General features: G+C 60.3%; 25 protein-coding genes. 12 read left to right on the top strand and 13 right to left on the bottom strand.

The genetic code is table 11. The features are described 5' to 3' along the window. Positions 1–63: 63 nt before the first annotated feature. On the top strand, positions 64–285 hold the full coding sequence (locus KR52_RS09335) for a hypothetical protein (RefSeq protein WP_038555078.1): 222 nt from the start codon (positions 64–66) through the stop codon (positions 283–285). A 41-nt stretch (positions 286–326) separates the two neighbouring features. Then, entirely contained in the window at positions 327–1022 is a 696-nt protein-coding gene (locus KR52_RS09330) for a CPP1-like family protein (protein WP_038555075.1), read from the top strand. 2 nt (positions 1023–1024) lie between these two features. Here KR52_RS09330 and hslO read toward each other — a convergent pair whose 3' ends face one another. Both hslO and KR52_RS09320 read right to left on the bottom strand, forming a co-directional pair. Continuing rightward, positions 1025–1942, bottom strand: a complete 918-nt coding sequence (gene hslO / locus KR52_RS09325) for an Hsp33 family molecular chaperone HslO (RefSeq protein WP_038555073.1) — start codon at positions 1940–1942, stop codon at positions 1025–1027. 14 nt (positions 1943–1956) lie between these two features. Next, positions 1957–2595: an ABC transporter ATP-binding protein gene (locus KR52_RS09320; RefSeq protein WP_038555070.1), complete on the bottom strand. Its 639-nt coding sequence runs from the start codon at positions 2593–2595 to the stop codon at positions 1957–1959. 41 nt (positions 2596–2636) lie between these two features. Here KR52_RS09320 and KR52_RS09315 point away from each other — a divergent pair, with 41 nt between their 5' ends. Both KR52_RS09315 and KR52_RS09310 read left to right on the top strand, forming a co-directional pair. Then, positions 2637–3086, top strand: coding sequence for a DUF3531 family protein (locus KR52_RS09315; RefSeq protein ID WP_038555068.1), 450 nt, complete (start codon positions 2637–2639; stop codon positions 3084–3086). After that, the gene (locus tag KR52_RS09310; RefSeq protein ID WP_038555065.1) at positions 3079–3810 is read left to right on the top strand and encodes a 16S rRNA (uracil(1498)-N(3))-methyltransferase; all 732 of its coding nucleotides are present in this window, start codon (positions 3079–3081) and stop codon (positions 3808–3810) included. Before KR52_RS09315 ends, KR52_RS09310 begins: the two co-directional genes overlap by 8 nt. Here KR52_RS09310 and KR52_RS09305 read toward each other — a convergent pair. Beyond that, positions 3800–4231: a hypothetical protein gene (locus KR52_RS09305; RefSeq protein WP_038555061.1), complete on the bottom strand. Its 432-nt coding sequence runs from the start codon at positions 4229–4231 to the stop codon at positions 3800–3802. The genes KR52_RS09310 and KR52_RS09305 overlap by 11 nt on opposite strands. A gap of 86 nt (positions 4232–4317) precedes the next feature. On the opposite strand from KR52_RS09305, the gene KR52_RS09300 reads away from it, so the two are divergent. After that, entirely contained in the window at positions 4318–5037 is a 720-nt protein-coding gene (locus tag KR52_RS09300; protein WP_038555058.1) for a TIGR00297 family protein, read from the top strand. Here the strand turns inward: KR52_RS09300 and KR52_RS09295 are convergent, their stop codons facing one another. Both KR52_RS09295 and KR52_RS09290 read right to left on the bottom strand, forming a co-directional pair. Then, complete coding sequence (locus tag KR52_RS09295) at positions 5038–5295, bottom strand: RNA polymerase sigma factor (protein WP_038555055.1); 258 nt, start codon at positions 5293–5295, stop codon at positions 5038–5040. A gap of 48 nt (positions 5296–5343) precedes the next feature. Then, entirely contained in the window at positions 5344–5763 is a 420-nt protein-coding gene (locus tag KR52_RS09290) for a sigma-70 family RNA polymerase sigma factor (protein WP_038557166.1), read from the bottom strand. 113 nt (positions 5764–5876) lie between these two features. Between KR52_RS09290 and KR52_RS09285 the strand changes: the two genes are divergently transcribed. Then, the gene (locus tag KR52_RS09285) at positions 5877–6041 is read left to right on the top strand and encodes a PCP reductase family protein (protein WP_038557163.1); all 165 of its coding nucleotides are present in this window, start codon (positions 5877–5879) and stop codon (positions 6039–6041) included. A gap of 3 nt (positions 6042–6044) precedes the next feature. Here KR52_RS09285 and KR52_RS14810 read toward each other — a convergent pair whose 3' ends face one another. The 6 genes from KR52_RS14810 to KR52_RS09260 are packed head-to-tail and all read right to left on the bottom strand — an operon-like array spanning position 6045 to position 11291. Then, positions 6045–6212, bottom strand: coding sequence for a hypothetical protein (locus tag KR52_RS14810; protein WP_173402217.1), 168 nt, complete (start codon positions 6210–6212; stop codon positions 6045–6047). Between the two features lie 54 nt (positions 6213–6266). Further along, on the bottom strand, positions 6267–6953 hold the full coding sequence (locus KR52_RS09280; RefSeq protein ID WP_038555051.1) for a GDSL-type esterase/lipase family protein: 687 nt from the start codon (positions 6951–6953) through the stop codon (positions 6267–6269). Then, positions 6950–8482: an ABC transporter permease gene (locus KR52_RS09275; protein WP_038555049.1), complete on the bottom strand. Its 1533-nt coding sequence runs from the start codon at positions 8480–8482 to the stop codon at positions 6950–6952. The genes KR52_RS09280 and KR52_RS09275 overlap by 4 nt, the downstream gene beginning before the upstream one ends. Then, a complete protein-coding gene (locus KR52_RS09270; RefSeq protein ID WP_038555046.1) occupies positions 8461–9165 on the bottom strand; it encodes an ATP-binding cassette domain-containing protein in 705 nt (234 codons plus the stop codon). Before KR52_RS09270 ends, KR52_RS09275 begins: the two co-directional genes overlap by 22 nt. Next, positions 9162–10085, bottom strand: coding sequence for a putative selenate ABC transporter substrate-binding protein (locus tag KR52_RS09265; RefSeq protein ID WP_038555043.1), 924 nt, complete (start codon positions 10083–10085; stop codon positions 9162–9164). Before KR52_RS09265 ends, KR52_RS09270 begins: the two co-directional genes overlap by 4 nt. A gap of 27 nt (positions 10086–10112) precedes the next feature. Continuing rightward, positions 10113–11291 carry a pyridoxal phosphate-dependent aminotransferase gene (locus KR52_RS09260; RefSeq protein ID WP_038555040.1) on the bottom strand — a complete coding sequence of 393 codons (1179 nt, stop codon included), beginning with the start codon at positions 11289–11291 and terminating at the stop codon, positions 10113–10115. Positions 11292–11386: 95 nt separating this feature from the next. Here KR52_RS09260 and KR52_RS09255 point away from each other — a divergent pair, with 95 nt between their 5' ends. The 4 genes from KR52_RS09255 to KR52_RS09240 are packed head-to-tail and all read left to right on the top strand — an operon-like array spanning position 11387 to position 14939. After that, complete coding sequence (locus KR52_RS09255) at positions 11387–11779, top strand: VOC family protein (protein ID WP_253912368.1); 393 nt, start codon at positions 11387–11389, stop codon at positions 11777–11779. Beyond that, a complete protein-coding gene (locus KR52_RS09250; protein ID WP_038555037.1) occupies positions 11776–12339 on the top strand; it encodes a uracil-DNA glycosylase in 564 nt (187 codons plus the stop codon). Before KR52_RS09255 ends, KR52_RS09250 begins: the two co-directional genes overlap by 4 nt. A 20-nt stretch (positions 12340–12359) precedes the next feature. After that, positions 12360–13556: a (E)-4-hydroxy-3-methylbut-2-enyl-diphosphate synthase gene (gene ispG, locus KR52_RS09245; protein ID WP_038557159.1), complete on the top strand. Its 1197-nt coding sequence runs from the start codon at positions 12360–12362 to the stop codon at positions 13554–13556. A gap of 33 nt (positions 13557–13589) precedes the next feature. Further along, the gene (locus tag KR52_RS09240; protein WP_038555034.1) at positions 13590–14939 is read left to right on the top strand and encodes a S41 family peptidase; all 1350 of its coding nucleotides are present in this window, start codon (positions 13590–13592) and stop codon (positions 14937–14939) included. Between the two features lies 1 nt (position 14940). On the opposite strand, the gene KR52_RS14805 is transcribed toward KR52_RS09240, so the two are convergent. Next, complete coding sequence (locus KR52_RS14805; protein ID WP_173402216.1) at positions 14941–15108, bottom strand: hypothetical protein; 168 nt, start codon at positions 15106–15108, stop codon at positions 14941–14943. A 79-nt stretch (positions 15109–15187) separates the two neighbouring features. Then, positions 15188–18766 (bottom strand): transcription-repair coupling factor, encoded by a 3579-nt coding sequence (gene mfd / locus KR52_RS09235; RefSeq protein ID WP_038555030.1) that lies wholly within the window; start codon positions 18764–18766, stop codon positions 15188–15190. Here mfd and KR52_RS14415 point away from each other — a divergent pair. Further along, positions 18765–18971 (top strand): hypothetical protein, encoded by a 207-nt coding sequence (locus tag KR52_RS14415; RefSeq protein WP_156957691.1) that lies wholly within the window; start codon positions 18765–18767, stop codon positions 18969–18971. The two genes, mfd and KR52_RS14415, sit on opposite strands and share 2 nt — an antisense overlap. A gap of 261 nt (positions 18972–19232) precedes the next feature. Beyond that, positions 19233–19385 carry a hypothetical protein gene (locus KR52_RS15135; protein WP_253912367.1) on the top strand — a complete coding sequence of 51 codons (153 nt, stop codon included), beginning with the start codon at positions 19233–19235 and terminating at the stop codon, positions 19383–19385. Positions 19386–19700: the final 315 nt, after the last annotated feature.

Raw genomic sequence — 19700 nt, 5'->3', positions numbered from 1 at the left:
CTGATCTCTTCATCCACACCTCCGCGCCGCTCTCGCCAGAATCATGTCGCGAAATAAACTCCCGTGAATACGTTCTGGCTGCTGAAGAACAATGCGGACGGCGGCACCGAATACGTGTGTTTTCGCGGCGACGATGAATCGGTGGAGATGCTCGAGGGTTATCACCTTCCTCCACAAATGCCGTTGATCAAGCGACGTTGCTGGATGAATCGTCTGGATGCCCTGAGCTGCCGCAGTCGGCTAGAGCGCAGCGAGGGTTTTCGTCATGGTGCGCCCCTCTTCTGAGCCGGCCCCGATACGCTCTTGAGAAGAACCCGATCGACGCCATGGCAGCCCTGGGTGAACCCAGTCCCGACGCAAACGCGGACGATCCATTCGCTCGTCTCGGCTTGAGCCGCGATGCGGGGTTTGAACAGGTTCAGGCGGCCAAGGCGCGCTGCCTCGCCGAAGTCTCTGGCGATGATCAAGCCAGAGCAAAGATTGAGGCGGCTTACGACGCTGTCCTGATGGCCCGTTTGCGTGACCGCCAACAGGGGCAGGTGAGCGCTGCTGCAGCGACCGCTTCGGAGCGCGAAGCGACGGCGGGAGCGATCCCTGCTTTGCCTGCACAGGCACCGATGACCAATGTTTTCGCGAATCTCCGCAACAAGCTTCCCGACCCCTCTCAGTCTCTCTCCGGTTTGAAGCCCGATTGGGCCCTTGTGGATGGGCGTGGGCGTTCCGTGCGAATCATTGCTGGAATCGTCGGCGTTGCTTTGCTGGTCTTCTCGGCCGGCAGCATTCAGTTGGTGCTGGCTCTGGCAACCATCGGTGTTTTTCTCAGTCAGATCCGCAGAGGTCGCCGCCCGCTTGCATCCCTTGGTTGGACGTTGCTGGTGCTCAGCGTGGGCTTGGCAGCGGGCTCGTTGCTCAATCTGGCCCTCTCTCCCACTGCTTTTGAGCAGCTGGCTCTCAGTCCTCTGCAGATCCAAGCCCTGCCTGCCGCTCTGCTGCTGTGGGCTGCCGCTCTGTTCCTGGCCTGACGTCAGGCCGCCGACGGCAGGCCGTCAATCAGCTCCTGCAGCTCAGCTGCGCTGACGTGATAGCGGTTGTTGCAGAAGTGGCAGGTCAGTTCTGCTCCGCCATCTTTGTCCCGCATGTCAGTGAGTTCGTCTCTGCCCATCAGGACCAGGGCTGCTTTGCTGCGCTCATGGCTACAAGGGCAGAAAAAACGCAGCTCCTGACTGGCCTCGGCATCGTCGAGGGGTTTGGGATCAAGGTCGGGGAAGACGTCTAGAAGCAGATCCTCCAGCTGGTCTCCACTTGCCGCCAGCCGCTGACTGAAGCCAGTGATCTCGCGGCAACGCTGTTCAATCAGCTCCACCAGGGCCGGCTCTTCCGCCGCTTTGGGAAGAATTTGAACCAGTAGGCCACCACTGGCGTGGATTCCGGCGCTGTTCACCTGCTCACCCACAAACACTGCGGAAGGGGTTTGTTCGGAGTGGAGCAGATAGGAGGCAACATCCTCACCAATGCCTCCGCTGACCAGTTCAACGGTGCTGTTGAAGGGCTCGCCCTTGCCGTCGTCACGCATCACGTGGAGGTAACCGGTTCCAGCGGCCTCCTTGAAGTTGAAGCTGAAATGGCCTGCTTCGTTCTGAATCGGGTCGAGTTCGAGGGCCGGCTCGCCGACGTAGCCGCGCACGGTTCCGTTGCGGCCGGCATCCACCATCAGGTTCTTGATCGGACCATCGGAGCCCAGACGCAGATTCACCCGGCCGTGGCGCACCTTCATCGAACTGGCGAGCATCAGTCCCGCCGTCATGGCCCGTCCGAGCATCACGCTGGTGAGGAACGACAGCCCATGGCGCTCCCTTGCCTCACGCACGATGTTGGTTGTCGATACCGCCACCAACCGGATGCCACCTGCAGCGGCTGTTGCTCGAACCAGCCGGTCGGCCATGTCCCTTTGGAAGCTCAGGGCAATGTAGTCATCGGTTCGAGCCGCCCGCTCTGCAAACGCAAGCGTTCGCAGTCCCAGTCTTGAAACAGCTCGGGTTCATGGGTGACCACGATCAACACCTGTTCACGGGCCAGGCCGGCGAGTAGATCCAGCACGTCGCGTCGCACCGACCAATCCAACCCAGCAGTGGGTTCATCCAGGAGGAGCACTTCAGCGCCGCGGAGCATCTGCACCGCGAGGGCAAGCCGCCGTTGCTGCCCGCCGCTCAGCCGTTCTGGTGCCGTTGTTGAGGCGATGCTGTCGAGGCCAACCCGTTCGAGCACGCTCTGTTCGCGCTCATGCCCCAGCCGCCGATGGCCCAGCCGCAGTTCCTGCGCCACGCTCAGACCGAGGAAATGGCGCTCGGGAAACTGGAAAACGATGCCGCACAGCCAGCGCAGCTGCCGTCGTTTCATCACGCTTCCGTTCCAGCGGATGCTGCCGGATGTGGCTGACGCCAAGCCGCTGATGATCTCCAGCAGCGATGTCTTTCCGGATCCACTGGCGCCAGCGATCAGCAGCGGCCGTCCTTTCTGTGCGTGAAAAGCGACGCCGTCGAGGATGGGGGCACCAGCCGTTGCAGGTGCATAGGTGATTCCAGAGAGCTCGAGCATGCGATCAGCTTGAACGATGATGACGGTGTCGCGATGGCCCCATGGACATTCGTTTTCGTGAAGTCGATCCCTTCAATTGCTGGTTGTGGATCCGTTTCTCGGAACCTCCCAGCCAGGGGGAGCGGAATTACGTGGATGGTGTGTTCGACAGCTGGTACGTGATCGGCCGGCTAGGGGGCTTCAACGCAGAGAACCTGCAGGTTCATGACGCAGGTTCCGATCTCAGTTGGATGGCCTACGACAACGATGGGGCGGAGTCGGCAATGCCCGCTCTGATGCACAACATGGGGCAACTCGAATATCACAACGACTGGGGACGGTGCTGGGTGGATCTCGGTACATCGGATGGGGTCGCCATTGATGTCTTGATCAATGCCTTGCGTCAACTGGATTCCGACGTGGTTCAGATCGAAGAGCTGGTCGTCGGTGGGGTCAATGAAAATTGGCCGGTCGACGATCACCCCGATAGCGTTTTCCCTTCAGGTGGCTGAACGCCGGCGTTTGCTCCTGTCGCCGGATCGCCTGGAGGAGGGTGGATCGGTTTTGCTCAACACCGACGAGCAGCACTACCTAAGAAGGGTCTTGCGTTTGCGCTGTGGCGAGCAGGTCGATGTGATCGATGGTTGCGGCCGCCTCACGCTCGCAACCCTGGTTGAACCGCAGTTGCTTGCGCTCGATAGGTCTGCGCAAAAAAATGAGCCCTTGGCCCAACCTCAGCTGGGCTTGGCTGTGGCCTTGATGCGGCGGGGGATGGATGAGGTGGTCCGAATGGCCTGTGAACTCGGGATTGATCGGATTCAGCCCCTGCGCTGCCATCGCTGTGTTCCCCAGGCCGACCATCGACCGGAGCGCTGGGCCACGATCATTCGTGAGTCGGTGGAGCAGTGCGAGCGGTTGTGGATGCCGCAGCTGCATGAGGTGATTGATATATCCGACTGGATTGGAGCGGCGGACGGCGTGCGTCTCGTAGGGGTCACCCGCGCGACAGACACTCCATCGTTGGATCAATGTTTGCGCCAACAGGCCAATCAAGTTCAGGCCACTTGGCTGGTGATCGGTCCTGAGGGGGGATGGACCTCAGCCGAGCAGAGCCTTTTTTCTGAGGCAGGGATTCGGCCGGTGCGGATGGGGGCAACCATCCTGCGCAGTTCAACGGCTGCAGTGGCAGGCGCTGTGGGACTGGTGCGTTGGCGCGATGGCCTGATCAACTCTTGAACAGGTCCTGAGCAATGCCCCGGAAGGATTTCAGCGCTGCACCGGGTCGACGGCTCCGCTGGCGCAGTCCGCCACCAGGCGTCAGGTTGCTGGGTGCAAAAGTGGAATAGGTCACGGCCGGGCGGGCGGCCTCTGCCTCAGCCAGTTCAGCAGCAATGGCTTCTGCAGTGGTGAGCGAGGCTGTGGGCCGAGAGCTTGATTCAGCTTTAGCTTCTGCAACGGCCGCACTGTCTGAAGGCTTGGCGACAGCTGAAGGCTCGGAGGGTGCGATGGGTGTTGCACCAGCATTGGCTGTCACAACAGCTTCTTCGACTGGTGCTTTTTCGGTTGCCGGAGCTTCTTGTTGAGTCAGCTCGAGGGTGGCCGGAGCGGCGGAGTCATCCAGGGTGAGGAAAAACCCCTTGTTGCTGTTGAACACCATCCGGTCGACCAGAGAACGAACGCCCCCGATTCTCCCTCTGCAATGGCCGCAGGCAGGAGATGCTTAGGGCACTGCAACACGGTGTGATGTCCGCACTCTGGATTCAGGCCCTGGTGGTGAACACTTTTTTGATTGCACTGGCGCAGCGGACATCTGTGCTGACCCGCAGTGGCTGGGTCCATGCGGCTGCGTTGGGCACAATCCTCTGGGGTTGTCTGGGTTGGTCGGGCTGGTTGGCCGTGGTCGCCTACCTCTGTCTGGGAAGTCTGGTCACCAAGATCGGCTTTAAAAACAAGCAGAGCCGCGGCCTCGCTGAGGCCCGCGGTGGCCAGCGCGGGCCGGAAAACGTCTGGGGTTCTGCTGCTGTTGGTGCCTTTCTGGCGCTTCTCGTCGGTGCCGGTGTCGAGTCACGCGAGCTGTTGATGGTCGGTTTTGCAGCGAGTTTCGCTGCCAAGTTGGCCGACACTTTCGGCAGTGAGATCGGCAAGCGTTTCGGACGCACCACGGTGTTGATCACCAGCCTTCGGGCGGTCCCACCAGGCACCGAAGGGGCCATCAGCCTGGAAGGGACCCTGGCCAGTGCCGCCGGCAGCATCGCCATGACCCTGGTGATGCTGACCCTGCAGCTGGTTCCCTCATGGCCTGTGGCCTTAGTGGTGATGCTTGTTGGTCTGGTGGCAACCCTCGGCGAAAGCCTGCTCGGCGCTCTGGTGCAGGATCGCGTGGCCTGGTTGAGCAACGAGCTGGTCAATGCTCTCCAGACCCTGTTGGCTGCAGTTTTGGCGATGCTGCTGATGACGCTCTGATCATCTGGTCTGGACGTGGATCAGGCCATCGCGGCGGGCCCATTCCCGCAGGGTGCTGAGTCCCTCATGGAGATGACGGCGAAGGGATGAGCGGCTGCAATTCATGGCCTGAGCCAGATCCTTGAGGCTCTGGCCTTCGATCAAGTGGGCTTGCAGCACCATCCCGGTCATCCCCTCCAACTGGTGCAGCACGCTCTTGAGCCAGTCCAGCTGTTCATCCTCCGCACAGGCGTGTGCTGGCTCCCCAAGGCTGGCCAACAGCTGGAGAACCTGGCTGGCGCCATGGCTTTGAACGGCGGAGGCCCATCACTCAGGGCGAACCGAGAGTTCGGCGGCAAGATCTTGATCGCTGAGGCTCGGTTGCTGATTCTGTTCGCGTTCACGCTGGATCTTCATCCCTGCTGCATGGAGATCCCGCAGCCGCCAGGGAATCCGGATCGTTCGTGATCGATCGCGGCGGTAGTGCAAGATTTGACCGGTGGCGCGAGACAGCAGATAACTGCTGGGCCGGAGGCCCCGGTTCTGATCAAAACGATCAAGCCCATGGATCAAGCCCACCCGCGATTCTTGAATCAGGTCGTCGAACTCCTCAGGCCCACGTTGACGCTGGCGTTGGGCTGCGCAGTGGGCCAGCCCGAGGTGCTTGAGAACCTCCTGATTGCGCCGTGCAATGCAGGGTGGAAGACCGCGACGGGACTCCTGCCGCAATTGACGTTGAGAAATCAATGGATCAGTGAAACTGATCCAACCGTTCAACCCTCAGGCCGGAAGCGGTTGGCCCTTACGTGCCCCAATTCGGCACTTTCGTGCCGGATCATGAGTGCAACGGTTTTGAATTGATGGACTGGCAACCAGAGGCCCAGGCAGCACTTAAAAAGGATGTTCCGTTCTTCGTTCGGCCTGCTGTGCGTCAACGGGTTGAGGCGATGGCGAGTTCAGAAGGGCGTTCCGACATCGATCTGGCCTTCTACCAGGACGCCAAGCAGGCGATGGCCCCGAGCTGAGCTTTAGAAGGGGTCGAGATCACAGCGCTGCAGTTCCGGCTGAGTCAGCCGGTCAACGATTCGTGCCATGTCAACAGCGGTCAGTTCACCGTTCTCGTCCCACTTGAGGGTTGTTTTGCGCTGGGCAGGGGGATGGCCGGCGGCGCGTTCTGCAGAGCGGTCAGGTCCCAAGTCTGATCACCAATGTCAGGAGAGCCACACATTAGTCGCCGTTGAGGCTGCTGTTCACATGCTGATAGGTGTCGATGTGTTGATTGGCGAGAGTCCAGCCCAGGTCTGCAAAGGCTCCCACTGATTCAGCCGCTGGTCGACCCACCGGTGCCCATCGGCATTGAGATGAATCCCATCAGGCTCCATCCAGGTCAACCAGTCGGGCTCCTCCAGCATCCCCTGATGCAGTGAGAGGAAGGGCACATCAGCCTCACGGCACTGTTCTGCCATCACCGTTTCCGTTGCAGCGATCTGGCGGTTGCCATACCAGAGGCAGCCGGCAAAGGGCATCACGTGCTCATCCACTGCCGTTAGGCCCAGCACAAACACCTGCGCCTCCTGGGTCATCTCACTGAGAAGTTGCCCCATGCCGAACGAAAAGGCCTCAACATCCAGTTGGGGCCTGCCGTCGATCCGGCCAACGCGGGCGGTGTCATTCAGCCCAACACTGAGCAGTAGTCCGCCCGGTGTCTGACGGCGCAGTTCGCCGCGGCAGCACCACTCGCTGCGCCAGCGGGCGGCCACCCTTTCCAGGCCGTCTCCTCGAACGCCAAGGGGGTACACCACCGGAGTGCTGGGCAGGTTCATCCAGCGCAAGCGGAGTCGTTGGCACCAACCACCCGCTTCACGGTCCCCCCAACCATGCACGCCGCTGTCCCCGAGCACGATCAGCTGCCGGGGGGAATTGTTCGCACCGCTCATAAGGCCATGGCCCGGCTGTTCCAGCTCCCCTGAAGTCGTTCCCCCAGGCTCTCACCCAGCAGCGTGAGCAGCGCGGAGATCAGCACGATCCAGAGAACCAACCACCAATGAAATGAGCTGAGGGCCTCCATCAGCTGCCAGCCCAGACCGGCTCCCCCCACCATGCCGATGATCGCGGTGTCGCGCAGGATCACATCCAATCGGTAGGTCGCATAGGTGAGGTAAGCGCGACTCACATCTGCTAAGGGCCCATAAAGCCAGCTCACCCTCCGGGTGGCGCCGCAGGCCTTCATGGTTTGGGCGGAGTGCAATCCCGTGCTGCGGATGTCGTCCATCAGCACCCGACCCATCACACCGCTGTGGTGTAGCCCTAGGGCCAGACCCGCCAGGGCCAGACTCGGTTTGGCCAGCATCAGCAGCAGCAGCGCGCTGAGAGGCGCCGGGATGAGTCGAAACGTCCCCCACACCACGTCCTGCAGACGCAGGCTGGCCTGGCTGGGCCAGATCAGCAACAGCAGCGGTGGAAGACCGGTGGCGACACAACCGGCGATCAGGGTGATCCACACCGTGGCACCAATCACCGCTGGCCAGGAGATCTCCAGTGCAGCCTTGACCCCAACGGAACCGTCGATGAGGTGGCCAACCACCATCGACCACTCAGCTACTGGCCAGTCCAGCTGCAGATCCAGTTGTGTTCCCCAGCCGATGGCGACCCATGGGCTGGCCATGGCCACGGGAAGAATCAGTACGCCTGACCAGCTGCGCAGCATTCGCAGCAGTCGGTCGAGCACCACCATGGCGATGGCCAGCAACCAAAGGCCACTCCACATCTCCTGAAATTGAAGCGAGCGCAGGCTGAGGCTGAGGTCTGTCCCCAGTCCTCCGAGGCCGAACACACCCAGAATCAAGGTTGAACGAAGCGCACAATCGAGGCGGTGGCCGACGTGGTTACTGATCGGCTCCGCCAGCGGAGGAACTAGCCCAGTGAGCATCACGGCCCATGGCGTGGCGCCGGCTCCTTTGAGGACGGGGATGGCCGGTGAAACGTGGCAATCCACCTGATCGGCAACCACCCGCGCCATCAGAACCGTGTAGGGAATGGCGATAGCGCAGACCGCAACCCAGCCATTCAGTCCGAACACCTGCAGCAGCAGAAGCCCCCAGATCAATTCATGAACAGCTCGCAGGGGGGCCAGGCAACGGCGCAAGACCAGGGCAGGCCAACGCCCGCCCGCCAGGATCTCCCAGAAGGTGCTTGAGCTCAGGAGTCCGAGACCGACGCCGAGAACGCTGCTGATGCCCCAGGCCATCACGGCGATCACGAGGGTGATCTGGAGTCCGTTGAGCAAGCTGCCCAGCACGATCGGATCGATCGATGGCCGCAGGGCTCCAGCGGCGAATTGGTGCAGAAGAGCAAGTCCTCCTCCGTGCCCATCGCGCAACAGCACCAGAAGAACGCCCAGCAGGCTCAGGCCCGGCAGCAACGGGATCAACGGCAGGGCTGGTTTCAGGTCGATGCGTAGAGCCATTCCAACTGATCCCGATGAATGGTGTCTGGAGCCGCATCGATCACCAGGGCACCATCACGGAGCCCCAGAACCCTGTCAAACCGGTGAATCAGATCCGGTCGGTGCAGGCTGATCAGACAGCCCGGTGATAGAAGCAGCGTGTTGAGAACGTCCTCGGCGAGGTTGGGATCAAGGGCGGAGAGGGGCTCGTCCGCCAGCACGAGCTCAGGCTGCTGATGCAACAAACGGCCCAGAGCCACCCGTTGGCGCTGCCCTCCGGACAGCTCCCGTACGGGCTGTTCAAGCAAATCGGCCTCCAGTTTCACCTGGTGCATCAGTGCAAGACAGGTGGTCGGTTCCAGGCTGCCAAGCAGGTTCCGCAGCGCCCAGAACAGACCATGGCGTCCCAGGGCACCGCTGTTGATGTTCTGGATGACGCTCAATTCCTCCACCAGACGCAGGTCCTGCCAGAGCGTGCCGATTTGGCGCCTTTGCCGCCGCGACAGCTGCTGATGGGAGCGACCACACCAGTGCACGGATCCTGCATCGGGTCTTAGGGCGCCGTTGCAGAGCTTCAGCAGGGTGGTTTTGCCGGCGCCACTGGCACCGAGCAACACCACACGCTGGTCCGCACGAAGGGTGAGGGTGATCGGTTGGAGCCGTTGGCTCAAGCAGGCCTGGTGCAGCTCCAGCAGTGCCGTCAACGGATCTTTCCGAGTTGGCGACCCACCGTTTCGATCATCACGTAGTCCTCGTCTTTGGCAGGGATGAAGCGTTCCGCACCGAACAGCTCAAGAATCGCGGCGCCGTTCTGTGTCTCGGCCGACAAGTCCAGCAAGGCGGTTTGGAGCTTGTCGGTGAAACCATCCCCAAAGCGCTCATCCAGACCGGGCCGTACAACCCAGTGGTAATCCACGTAGGGCGGTGTCCTCCAGATCACCGACACCTTGCCTGGATCAATGCGGCCGTCCGCCACATTGCTGCGCCAGACCTGCTCATTCAAGGCGCCCACCTCGTAGGCACCGCTTTGTACCACCGCAATGGTGGCGTCGTGGCTTCCGCTGAAGCCAGGTCCACCCCCCGCCAGATCCTCAGGTTTTACGCCGTTTTCGCCCATGAAGAACTGGGGCATGAGACGGCCGGAGGTGGAACTCTCCGATCCGAAGGCCAGTCGGCGTCCCTTCAGCTCAACGAGTTGGTCGGCACTGGTGAAGGGGCGCAACCCACTGGCGCCATTGGCGATGAACACACTTGTGAATTCGGCATCGATATCCCGTTGCGCCAGCACCCGGGCTCCAGGCGTCTGCAGCCTGGCCTGCACACCGGTGAGTCCACCGAACCAGACCAGATCAAGACTGCCGCTGCGGAAGGCACTCACCGCCGCCGCGTAGTTGTTCACCGGCACGTAACGCACTGGAACATCCAGCTTCCCGCTGAGTTCCTCAGACAGCGTGCCGTAGAGGCGATTCAGTTTCTCAGGGTTCTGGTCGGGGATGGCACCGATCTGCAGAACGGTCTGTTTGGCGTCGTTCTGGGGTGCGCCACAACTGGAAACACTGGCCGTGAGGGTGAGGCCGGCAATCAAACCGGTAGCCATCACGGCCCTGCGTTCTCGTACAGACATTCAGAAATCGGAAGTGATCAAATTGGATCAGAAGGAACCAAGCATCCGCTTGAGTCGCATCAGTCCATCGTTAATCGTCTCATCCGCTACGGCACAGGATAGTCGAATGCAGCGGTCATCGCCGAAGGCCAGGCCTGGAACCATGGCCAGACCTTCCAGTTCCAGAGCTTGCCGGCAGAACTCCATCGAATCGGGCACGCCATCCGGTAAGCGGGGGAAGGCGTAGAAGGCCCCTTGAGGGTGCGTCAAGGTGATGCCCTCAAGAGCCTGGAGCCCTTCAGTGAGCAGGGTTCGGCGGCGGTTGTAGCTGATTGCCATCTTGCGCACGCAATCTCGGGGACCTTCGATCGCCGCCAGGGCACCCCGTTGAGCAAAGCTGCAAACATTGCTGGTGCTCTGGCTCTGCAGGGCTGAAGCGGCCTTGATCACGGCAACATCTCCAGCCAGATAGCCGAGGCGCCAGCCGGTCATCGCCCAGCCTTTGGCAAAGCCGTTCACGGTGAAGCAGCGCCCGCGGATCTCTTCGGCGATGGCCGCAAAACTGCAGTGCTGCTGACCATCGGCCAGGAGATACTCGTAGATCTCATCGCTCATCACCATCAGCTGGGAGTGACGGGCCACCAGAGCGGCCAGTGCCTCCAGTTCGGCCTGTGTCATCACCTGGCCGCTGGGATTGCCAGGTGAATTGATCACCAGCAATCGGCTGCGTGGGGTGATCTGCTGGTCCAGCAGATCAAGGTCGAGGCGAAAGCCATCCTCCGCTTTGGTGGGAATGATCCTGGTGCTCGCCCCGGCCAGGGCCGCCATCTCGGGATAGCTCAGCCAGAAAGGCGCTGGCACCAACACTTCGTCGCCGGGATTGAGCAGCACCTGGAACAGGTTGTAGATGGCTTGCTTGCCACCGTTGGTCACCAGCACCTGCTCCGGCTGGGTTGGAATCCCGTTTTCGACGCTCAGTTTGTGGGCCAGAGCAGCACGTAGATCGGGATCGCCTGAGGCAGGGCCATAGCGGGTGAAGCCGGATTCCAGAGCGCGCTGGGCCGCTTCAACGATGAACGGAGGCGTCGCAAAGTCCGGTTCACCGGCACTGAGGCTGCAGATGTCCTTGCCGCTGTCGCGTAGTGCTTTCGCTTTGGCGCTGATTTCCAGCGTCAGAGACGGTTTCAGGGCGACAGCCCGGTCGGAAAGTTCTGGCGGGCGCGGCATGGGCAACGCACCTCCCCTCGGTGCGTTTAAAACGTCATCATCCTGCCGCAGATGGTGTCGCAGACAACCTTGATTTCACAGCACCCATGAACGCGATGCAGATCAGCTGGGTGTTGGCCGCAGAAGACCCTGCCAGGCTGGCGAGCTTCTACAGCGAGCTGCTTCACGCCACCGTGAAGCCTGGAGTGGCGAAGCATCACTGCATCGTTGAATTCAGCGATGGCACCCGGCTGGAGATCTACCGGCCCTCCCGCCAGCGCCCTTTTCCTATCCGGGGCCGAGCGCTGGCACCCTGCTTGAAGCTCCCCCCTTCTCAGGAGCCCCTTCCTGAACTTCAGCGGCTTCTCAACACATCGCTGCAGTGTGGCGGATTGCTTCTCGATGAGGCGCGGCTTGAGCCCTTTGGTGCCGAGGCCTGGGTCCACGACCCGGAGGGCAATCCCCTGTTGCTGCTTGTTCCCTTGGCCTCTGCTGGTTTGACGTCATGACCGGCTCCACTCTTCAGGCCTGCAGCGCCTGCACAGCCTGTGACCTTGCCACGACCCGACAAACCGTCGTGATCAGTCGCGGCAATCCAAAGGCGGATCTGATGCTGATCGGTGAAGCACCAGGGGCTCAGGAAGATGCTCAGGGAATCCCGTTTGTCGGTCGCTCCGGACGTGCCCTCGATCAATTGCTGCGCGACGTGGATCTGGATCCCGAGCATGACATCTATATCTGCAATGCGATCAAATGCCGGCCCCCCAACAACCGACGACCGAAAAAGGCTGAGTTGGCTGCCTGCCGGGCCTGGCTTGACCTGCAATTGGAGGCCGTTCATCCAAAGGTAATCGTGCTGACGGGAGCCACCGCTGTGGAGGCCATCCTTGGAATCAAGGGTGGGATGACCCAGCTTCGTGGTCAGTGGCAGAGCTGGAATGGCCGTTCTGTGATGCCGATTTTTCACCCCTCGTATCTGCTGCGCAATCCCTCCAAAGCAGTCGGCGCGCCTCTGGATCTGACAAGACAGGATCTCGACGCGGTTCGGCGCAGGCTGTGCGAACGTTGATCCGCTTCACCACCGGCCCCATGACTGCCCTGGATCGGCGCTACGACACCCAGATCCACCGCCGTGTGACCCGCACTGTGATGGTGGGTGATGTGCCCGTGGGAAGCGAGCACCCGATCGTGGTGCAGTCGATGATCAACGAGGACACCCTTGATATCGCGGCTGCTGTAGCCGGCATCATCCGCCTGGCCGAAGCCGGAAGTGAGATCGTGCGGGTGACGACGCCGTCGATGGCCCACGCCAAGGCGATGGGACAGATCCGTCAGGAGCTCCGTCAACGCGGCTGCACCGTTCCCCTTGTGGCGGATGTTCACCACAACGGCGTCAAGATCGCCCTGGAGGTTGCCCAGCACGTCGACAAAGTCCGGATCAATCCCGGCCTGTTCATTTTTGATAAGCCAGATCCGAACCGCCAGGAGTTCAGCTCCGAAGAATTTGCCGCCATCGGCCAGCGCATCCGTGAGACGTTCGAACCCTTGGTGACTCTGCTGCGGGATCAAAACAAAGCCCTTCGCATCGGTGTGAACCATGGCTCCCTGGCGGAGCGGATGCTGTTCACCTACGGCGACACGCCTGAGGGGATGGTCGAATCAGCGATGGAATTTGTGCGCATCTGCCATGAGCTTGATTTCCACAACATCCTGATCTCGATGAAGGCCTCGCGGGCTCCGGTGATGCTCGCGGCCTACCGCCTGATGGCGGACACGATGGACAAGGAAGGTTTCAACTACCCACTTCACCTTGGCGTGACCGAAGCCGGTGATGGTGATTACGGCCGGATCAAGAGCACCGCAGGCATCGCCACCCTGCTGGCCGATGGGTTGGGAGACACCTTGCGGGTTTCATTGACGGAGGCCCCTGAGAAGGAGATCCCGGTTTGTTACTCGATTCTTCAATCCCTGGGTCTGCGCAAGACCATGGTCGAGTACGTCGCCTGCCCCAGCTGCGGTCGCACCCTGTTCAATCTCGAGGAGGTGTTGCACAAGGTTCGAAACGCCACATCCCACCTCACGGGTCTGGACATCGCAGTGATGGGATGCATCGTCAATGGTCCCGGCGAAATGGCCGATGCCGATTACGGCTACGTCGGCAAAACCCCGGGCGTGATTTCGCTTTATCGCGGTCGTGATGAAATCCGCAAGGTGCCTGAAGCCGAGGGTGTTGAAGCCCTGATCCAGCTGATCAAAGAGGACGGTCGATGGGTGGACCCCTCCTGATCTCGTTAGGCTGATGAACCAGACCAGGGGGGCATGGCCCTGAATCAACGCCTTCGTTCCGTCGTTCAGTCGACTCCGTTGCTGGTGATGCTCGGCATCGGAGGTGTGGTTACAGCCATGGGTATTAGCTCCCCCGGGCTATCGCTGCCATCGGCTTCCGGCGGATCGATTCGAGACAGCCCGAAAGAAGTAATTGATCAGGTCTGGCAGATTGTCTATCGCGACTACCTGGATTCCACGGGCACGTACAACGAGTCAGCGTGGCGCCGATTGCGCGGCGATCTGCTCAGCAAGTCCTATGGGGGCACGTCCGAATCCTACGAGGTGATTCGTGGCATGTTGGCCAGTCTCGACGACCCCTACACGCGTTTCCTTGACCCGAAGCAATTCAAGGAAATGCAGATTGACACCTCTGGAGAGCTGATGGGCGTGGGGATCCAGCTCAGTCTCGACGAAGACACGAAGGAGCTGATCGTCGTCTCCCCGATTGAGGGCACCCCTGCATCCCGAGCGGGCGTTCAGCCCAAGGATGTGATCGTGTCCATTGATGGTGCATCCACCAAAGGCATGACGACAGAGGACGCCGTCAAATTGATCCGAGGTCCGGAGGGAACCGATGTGGTTCTGGGACTCAGGCGCAAGGGCCAGGTTCTCAATGTGCCGCTGAAACGGGCGCGTATTGAGATTCATGCCGTGAAGGCCATGCTCAACACGGCGCCCAACGGACGCAAGGTTGGCTACATCCGTCTCAAGCAATTTAATGCCAACGCCACCCGTGAGATGCGTTCGGCCATCAAGGATCTGGAGTCTCAGGGTGCTGAGGGTTACGTGCTCGATCTGCGCAGCAACCCTGGTGGTCTGCTTGAGGCCAGCGTCGACATCGCCCGGCAATGGTTGAACGAGGGCACCATCGTCAGCACCCGCACCCGGGAAGGAATTCGCGACGTGCGGCGTGCTACTGGCAGTGCGATCACTGAAAAACCTCTTGTTGTCCTGATCGATCAGGGATCCGCCAGTGCCAGTGAAATCCTTTCTGGTGCTCTGCAGGACAACTCCCGTGCACTGCTCGTTGGTCAGAAGACGTTTGGCAAAGGGCTTGTTCAGGCTGTGCGCGGATTGGCTGATGGATCAGGTCTGACAGTCACGATCGCCAAATATCTGACTCCGAAGGGAACAGATATTCACAAGAACGGGATTCAACCTGATATCGAAGCAGCGATGACCGAGAAAGAAATCAAGAATTTCTCAATCGAAGATCTCGGAACCCAGAAAGACAGTCAGTACAGGAGAGCTGAAGGAACCCTCGTGAAGCAACTCAAGAGGATGGAGGCTGGTTCAACATTCCAACCGGGTCAAGCCAATCTCAGCTACGCCCTCCCGTAGATCAGGAAATCGGCTGCATTAGACCACCACCGCCGCCTCCGTTGGAGTCGTCATCGTCCGATGCATCAGGTTGGAACAAGGCGTAGACACCAAGGGCTGTGGCACAGAAAACGCCGCTGATCAGTTCCAGAGAGACGCCACCAGTACCGATCTCGACGAATTCACCCATGTCCAACGGATTTCGCTCAGACCAATGTAACGAAGAATTGCGTGGTTGGTAACGTTTCTCTCAGAATTGGGTTCAGGTTTCAGACCTTAACCACCTCTGCGTTCTTGGCACGCAGCTCTTCCTGCCGCTGTGCCTCGGTTTTGCCATCGGCGTCGGGAATCTGGGCTGCCATCAGACGCAGCCATTCCATCAGCTGCTCCAGTTGCTTCTCCATGGGGAGAACACCGAGACCGCGGGCCATCACCTTGTGCTGGATGCCGCTGCCGGCCTGATACACCAAACGTCCATGCAGATGCTGGGGCAACCCCTGGCGCAGCAAACGGAACGCCGGTTCCTCCATGGGAGTTTCGAGCACGATGTTGGGCTTTTCCGGTTTGATCCTGGAGAAGCCGCACCGCTTCGCCAGAAGTTTGAGTTCCATCAGCTGCAAAAGCGACACGACGGCAGCGGGCAGCGCTCCGTAGCGATCGGCCCAACCGGCAGCCAGCTCCACCAGTGACTCGGCGGTGAGGCAGTCAGCGGCAGCACGGTAGGCCGCGATCTTCTCATCAGGATCAGTGATCCAGTCCGCAGGCACGAAGGCCGTGACGGGGAGGTCCACTTGGGTGTCTTCAACGCTGGGGATGTCCTGACCCTGAATTTCGGCCAGGGATTCCTGCAGCATTTCCATATAAAGGTCAAAGCCGATGGTTTCCATCTGGCCGCTCTGCTGCACTCCAAGGAGATTGCCGACTCCACGGATCTCCATATCCCGCATGGCGAGCTGATATCCACTGCCCAGTTGGGCAAATTCCTGAATGGCGCGCAGCCGCTGACGAGCGGTGTCGCTCAGCGATGCGTTGCCCGGATAGAACAACCAGGCATGGGCCTGAATCCCACTGCGACCGACGCGTCCCCGCAATTGGTACAGCTGGGCCAGGCCAAAACGGTGGGCGTCCTCAATCAGGATCGTGTTGACGCGTGGGATGTCTAGGCCGCTTTCCACAATTGTGGTGCAGAGCATCACGTCGGCTTCGCCGGCGTTGAACGCCACCATGGCGTTCTCCAGCTCGCCCTCGGCCATCTGACCGTGAGCCACCAACAGCTTCAGGCCCGGCAGCATCTCCCGCAGGCCTGCGGCCACCTCCTCGATTCCTTCCACCCGGGGAACCACATAAAACACCTGGCCCCCACGATCCAGTTCCTGGCGGATGGCGCTGCGCACCGCCTCCGGATCCAGGGAAGCCAGGTGCGTCTTGATCGGACGACGCAGCGGCGGTGGTGTGGTGATCAGGCTCATCTCCCGCACCCCCGAAAGGCTCATGTACAGCGTTCTGGGAATCGGTGTTGCCGACAGGGTCAGCACGTCCACGTCCTTTCGCAGCACTTTGATCTTTTCCTTCTGGTTCACACCGAAGCGCTGTTCTTCATCCACCACCAACAGACCGAGCTCTTGAAATGACGCTCCTTTGCTGAGCAACTGGTGGGTTCCCACCACGGCGTCGATGGTTCCCTGCTTCAGGCCATCGAGAATGGATTTGCGTTCCGAAGCCGTTCGGAACCGATTGAGCAGAGCCACCTTGATCGGATACGGCGCGAAGCGTTCCGAGAGCGTGCGCCAGTGCTGCTGAGCCAACACGGTTGTAGGAGCCAGCATCGCTACCTGCTTCCCAGCGGTGATGGCTTTGAAGATGGCGCGGATCGCCACTTCGGTCTTGCCGAAGCCAACATCACCGCACACCAGACGGTCCATCGGCTCCTGCCGTTCCATGTCCCGTTTCACGTCGGCAGTGGCCTTCAGTTGATCCGGCGTCGGGTCATAGGGGAATGACTCCTCCATTTCCACCTGCCAGGGGCCGTCGGTGGGGAAGGCATAGCCAGCAGCCTGTTGCCGCTCCGCATACAGCTTCACCAGATCAAGAGCAACTTTGCGAACCGCCTTCTTGGCCCTCTCCTTGGCCTTGCTCCAGGCCGTGCCACCCATGCGGTTGAGCTGCGGCGGTGTTTCACTCGTGGCGCGGTAACGCCCCAGGCTGCCGAGTTGATCGGCGGCAACACGAAGGATTCCATCGGCGTACTGCACCACGAGGTAGTCGCGGATGTCGCCTGACATCGCGAGTTTTTCCATGGCTTTGAAGCGGCCAATGCCATGGTTTCGATGCACCACAAAATCGCCCGGGCGCATCTTGTTGGGATCCACCGTACGGCTGGCGGCCTTGCGACGACGGCGCACATAGCCACTGGAACTGAGGCTCTGCTGGCCAAAGAATTCACGGTCGGTGACCAGGGCAATCCGCCAGGCCGGCAGCTGCAAACCCTCAAGTTCGGCCGTGCCCCTCACCTTCAAGGCGACGGGGGTGTTCTGCTCAATCAGACGGGAAATGGCATTGCTGTCTCCCGCGTTCGGCACAAACCGACTGATGCAATCGTGCTCCTCCAGCAGAGCAACCGCTCGGCTGGGTTGCGCAGACAGCAACCAAACCGCCGTGCGCTCGGTTTGAAATCCCTTGATCAGTTCTCCGAGCTTTCCGAATTGGTTGGGGTAGGCCGCAACAGGTCGGCTGGCGAGGTCGAAGCTGTTGGGGTGCTGGTCGACTTCCAGCAGTTCTGCCATGTCAAAGCCATGGAAGATCTCCGTCAAGGCATAGGCGGATTCAATCTCACGGTGCAGAACCGCTGGCCAGATCCGATCACGATCGCTCTCGTCCAGGCCCGCCTCAGCAGCCATGTCGTGGTGATGTTCCTCCACATGGCTGAGCCACTGTTGTCCGTGGGCCAAGCCCTGGCGTCGCTCATCGATCACCACTGTTGTGGTGTCCGGCAGGTAATCGAGCAGTGAGGCGGGTTGCTCCCAGGCGAGACCCATCAGCCGGCGCATGCCTTCCGGTGTCCCACCGTTCAAAAGCTGCTCAGTGCCCTCGCTACCTAGCAGTTGCTCAAGTCCCTCGGGCATCGTCTCCCTGAGCTGGTCCGCCATCAGAGGCCCAAACCCTGTTGGTGTGAGTCGAAGGGCCTCGACGGGGTCCAGGGAGCGTTGGCTGGCGGGATCGAATTCCCGCAGTTTGTCGAGCTCGTCTCCGAAAAATTCGAGTCGAACAGGCAACTCACTGCTCACCGGAAAGATGTCGACAATGTCCCCGCGACGGCTCCAGCTCCCCTCCTGCTCAATGGAGGTGACACGCTCGTAGCCAAGTTGAGCCAGCGTCTCGCCCAGTTTCTCCAGATCAACCTCATCCCCTTTGCGCAAGGTGCGCGTTTTCGTTTTCAGGACATCCGGCGGAGGGAGATGTGGCTGCAAGCAACGTTCGGTGGCCACAATCGCCCAGGACGACGAGTCGGGGTCCCCCAGCAGGTCACTCAGAACCTGAAGTTGCCCCCAGGTGATTTCGCTCGTGGGGTCAAAGGGCTCATAGGGAGAGCCTTCGCTTGTGGGATACAGGCTGGCCTGACTCCACCCCATCAATTCCAGCAGCGCCGTCCAGCGTCCTGCTTCCTCAAGCGTTGGCACCACAACCAGCAGAGGTGCGCCCCGCCGTTGAGACAACGCACTGGCCACCAAAGCGCGGCTACAACGACCGGCTCCGCGCATCAACAAGCGTTCGGCGCGGCTTGAGCGCTCATCAAGCTCACCGGTGAGTGCAGTGCCCTGCAGCTTGGTCACCAGGGAACGGAGCGGCATGGGGCAGGGCTCGGCAATCCATGATCTTCGCAACCTGGTGGTCAGAAGCGTTGCCCGAGTTGAAAGACAATCAGCCGTGACTATGGGGCTGAACCTGCCAACCCTCGATCAGAACGCTTTGAGTTCAGGGGGTACCAAGCAGTTGGTTTCCGATGGCCGTGGCAATCTCATGGTGAGGCTTGAAGATGCGTTTCTGGCCATTTGACCCGGCCACTTTGTGATCGGTGGAGGGGACCACGCGGATGAAGCTGACTGCTTGAGGGGACAAGTGCTTTTCTGCGAATGAGGTGTTCGCCATCCAAAGTGCCTTTTGTTTCAAGTCTCAGATGTCGATTCTGGAGTTGTCACCCAAAGGATCAACGCTGATGAGGTAAGCGATGTCATCTGGTCCATGGATGGACGGCTCTGCACCATCGCGAACCAACAGAAGTTTTGCCATTGTGGATCATCAAGTCTGCATCAACCCATGGGTACGGACCTCACCGCCATCTTGCTCTCATCGGTGTTCTTTGGGGTCGGCTTTGTGATTGCCAAGTTCTTCCCCGAAGCATCCTTGCTGGCTTCATTCTTCCTGGTTGGGCTGGCGATTCTTAATGTGACTCTGGCCTTCCTCGTGTAATTTATATCTACTAGTGAAATTCATGCCAGGCTAAATTGATGCTTCAAAAATCATTTACACGACTACTTGACTTATTGTATTGAGTCTTGATTGGCACATTCTGATGCGTCTACCATAAAAAATGTGCTAAACTATATGATCAAAATTCCATCAAACAGGTCGCTCATTATCGCCAGTCGTCGTCTTGTTTTGTCCAACTTCAAGGCGTCCAAGGACGGAAATCGGTTGGAGCCTGCAACAAAGAGATAGTGTGTTGGGGCGGAACAGCTCCAGACAATGGCCCGATACCGCTGCACGTCGTGCTGTTGTGGACCA

The organism is Synechococcus sp. KORDI-52 (assembly GCF_000737595.1).
Lineage (GTDB): Bacteria > Cyanobacteriota > Cyanobacteriia > PCC-6307 > Cyanobiaceae > Parasynechococcus.
This window is presented reverse-complemented; position numbering and strand designations above follow the sequence as displayed.

Excerpts from the sequence above, each read along its gene's own strand:
- KR52_RS09330 (WP_038555075.1), top strand. The coding sequence starts at position 327 with ATGGCAGCCCTGGGTGAACCCAGTCCCGACGCAAACGCGGACGATCCA.
- hslO (WP_038555073.1), bottom strand. The coding sequence starts at position 1,942 with ATGGCCGACCGGCTGGTTCGAGCAACAGCCGCTGCAGGTGGCATCCGG.
- KR52_RS09320 (WP_038555070.1), bottom strand. The coding sequence starts at position 2,595 with ATGCTCGAGCTCTCTGGAATCACCTATGCACCTGCAACGGCTGGTGCC.
- KR52_RS09315 (WP_038555068.1), top strand. The coding sequence starts at position 2,637 with ATGGACATTCGTTTTCGTGAAGTCGATCCCTTCAATTGCTGGTTGTGG.
- KR52_RS09305 (WP_038555061.1), bottom strand. The coding sequence starts at position 4,231 with ATGGTGTTCAACAGCAACAAGGGGTTTTTCCTCACCCTGGATGACTCC.
- KR52_RS09300 (WP_038555058.1), top strand. The coding sequence starts at position 4,318 with ATGTCCGCACTCTGGATTCAGGCCCTGGTGGTGAACACTTTTTTGATT.
- KR52_RS09285 (WP_038557163.1), top strand. The coding sequence starts at position 5,877 with ATGGACTGGCAACCAGAGGCCCAGGCAGCACTTAAAAAGGATGTTCCG.
- KR52_RS09280 (WP_038555051.1), bottom strand. The coding sequence starts at position 6,953 with ATGAGCGGTGCGAACAATTCCCCCCGGCAGCTGATCGTGCTCGGGGAC.
- KR52_RS09275 (WP_038555049.1), bottom strand. The coding sequence starts at position 8,482 with ATGGCTCTACGCATCGACCTGAAACCAGCCCTGCCGTTGATCCCGTTG.
- KR52_RS09265 (WP_038555043.1), bottom strand. The coding sequence starts at position 10,085 with ATGTCTGTACGAGAACGCAGGGCCGTGATGGCTACCGGTTTGATTGCC.
- KR52_RS09260 (WP_038555040.1), bottom strand. The coding sequence starts at position 11,291 with ATGCCGCGCCCGCCAGAACTTTCCGACCGGGCTGTCGCCCTGAAACCG.
- KR52_RS09255 (WP_253912368.1), top strand. The coding sequence starts at position 11,387 with ATGCAGATCAGCTGGGTGTTGGCCGCAGAAGACCCTGCCAGGCTGGCG.
- KR52_RS09250 (WP_038555037.1), top strand. The coding sequence starts at position 11,776 with ATGACCGGCTCCACTCTTCAGGCCTGCAGCGCCTGCACAGCCTGTGAC.
- ispG (WP_038557159.1), top strand. The coding sequence starts at position 12,360 with ATGACTGCCCTGGATCGGCGCTACGACACCCAGATCCACCGCCGTGTG.
- KR52_RS09240 (WP_038555034.1), top strand. The coding sequence starts at position 13,590 with ATGGCCCTGAATCAACGCCTTCGTTCCGTCGTTCAGTCGACTCCGTTG.
- KR52_RS14805 (WP_173402216.1), bottom strand. The coding sequence starts at position 15,108 with ATGGGTGAATTCGTCGAGATCGGTACTGGTGGCGTCTCTCTGGAACTG.
- KR52_RS14415 (WP_156957691.1), top strand. The coding sequence starts at position 18,765 with ATGGGGCAGGGCTCGGCAATCCATGATCTTCGCAACCTGGTGGTCAGA.
- mfd (WP_038555030.1), bottom strand. The coding sequence starts at position 18,766 with ATGCCGCTCCGTTCCCTGGTGACCAAGCTGCAGGGCACTGCACTCACC.
- KR52_RS15135 (WP_253912367.1), top strand. The coding sequence starts at position 19,233 with ATGGGTACGGACCTCACCGCCATCTTGCTCTCATCGGTGTTCTTTGGG.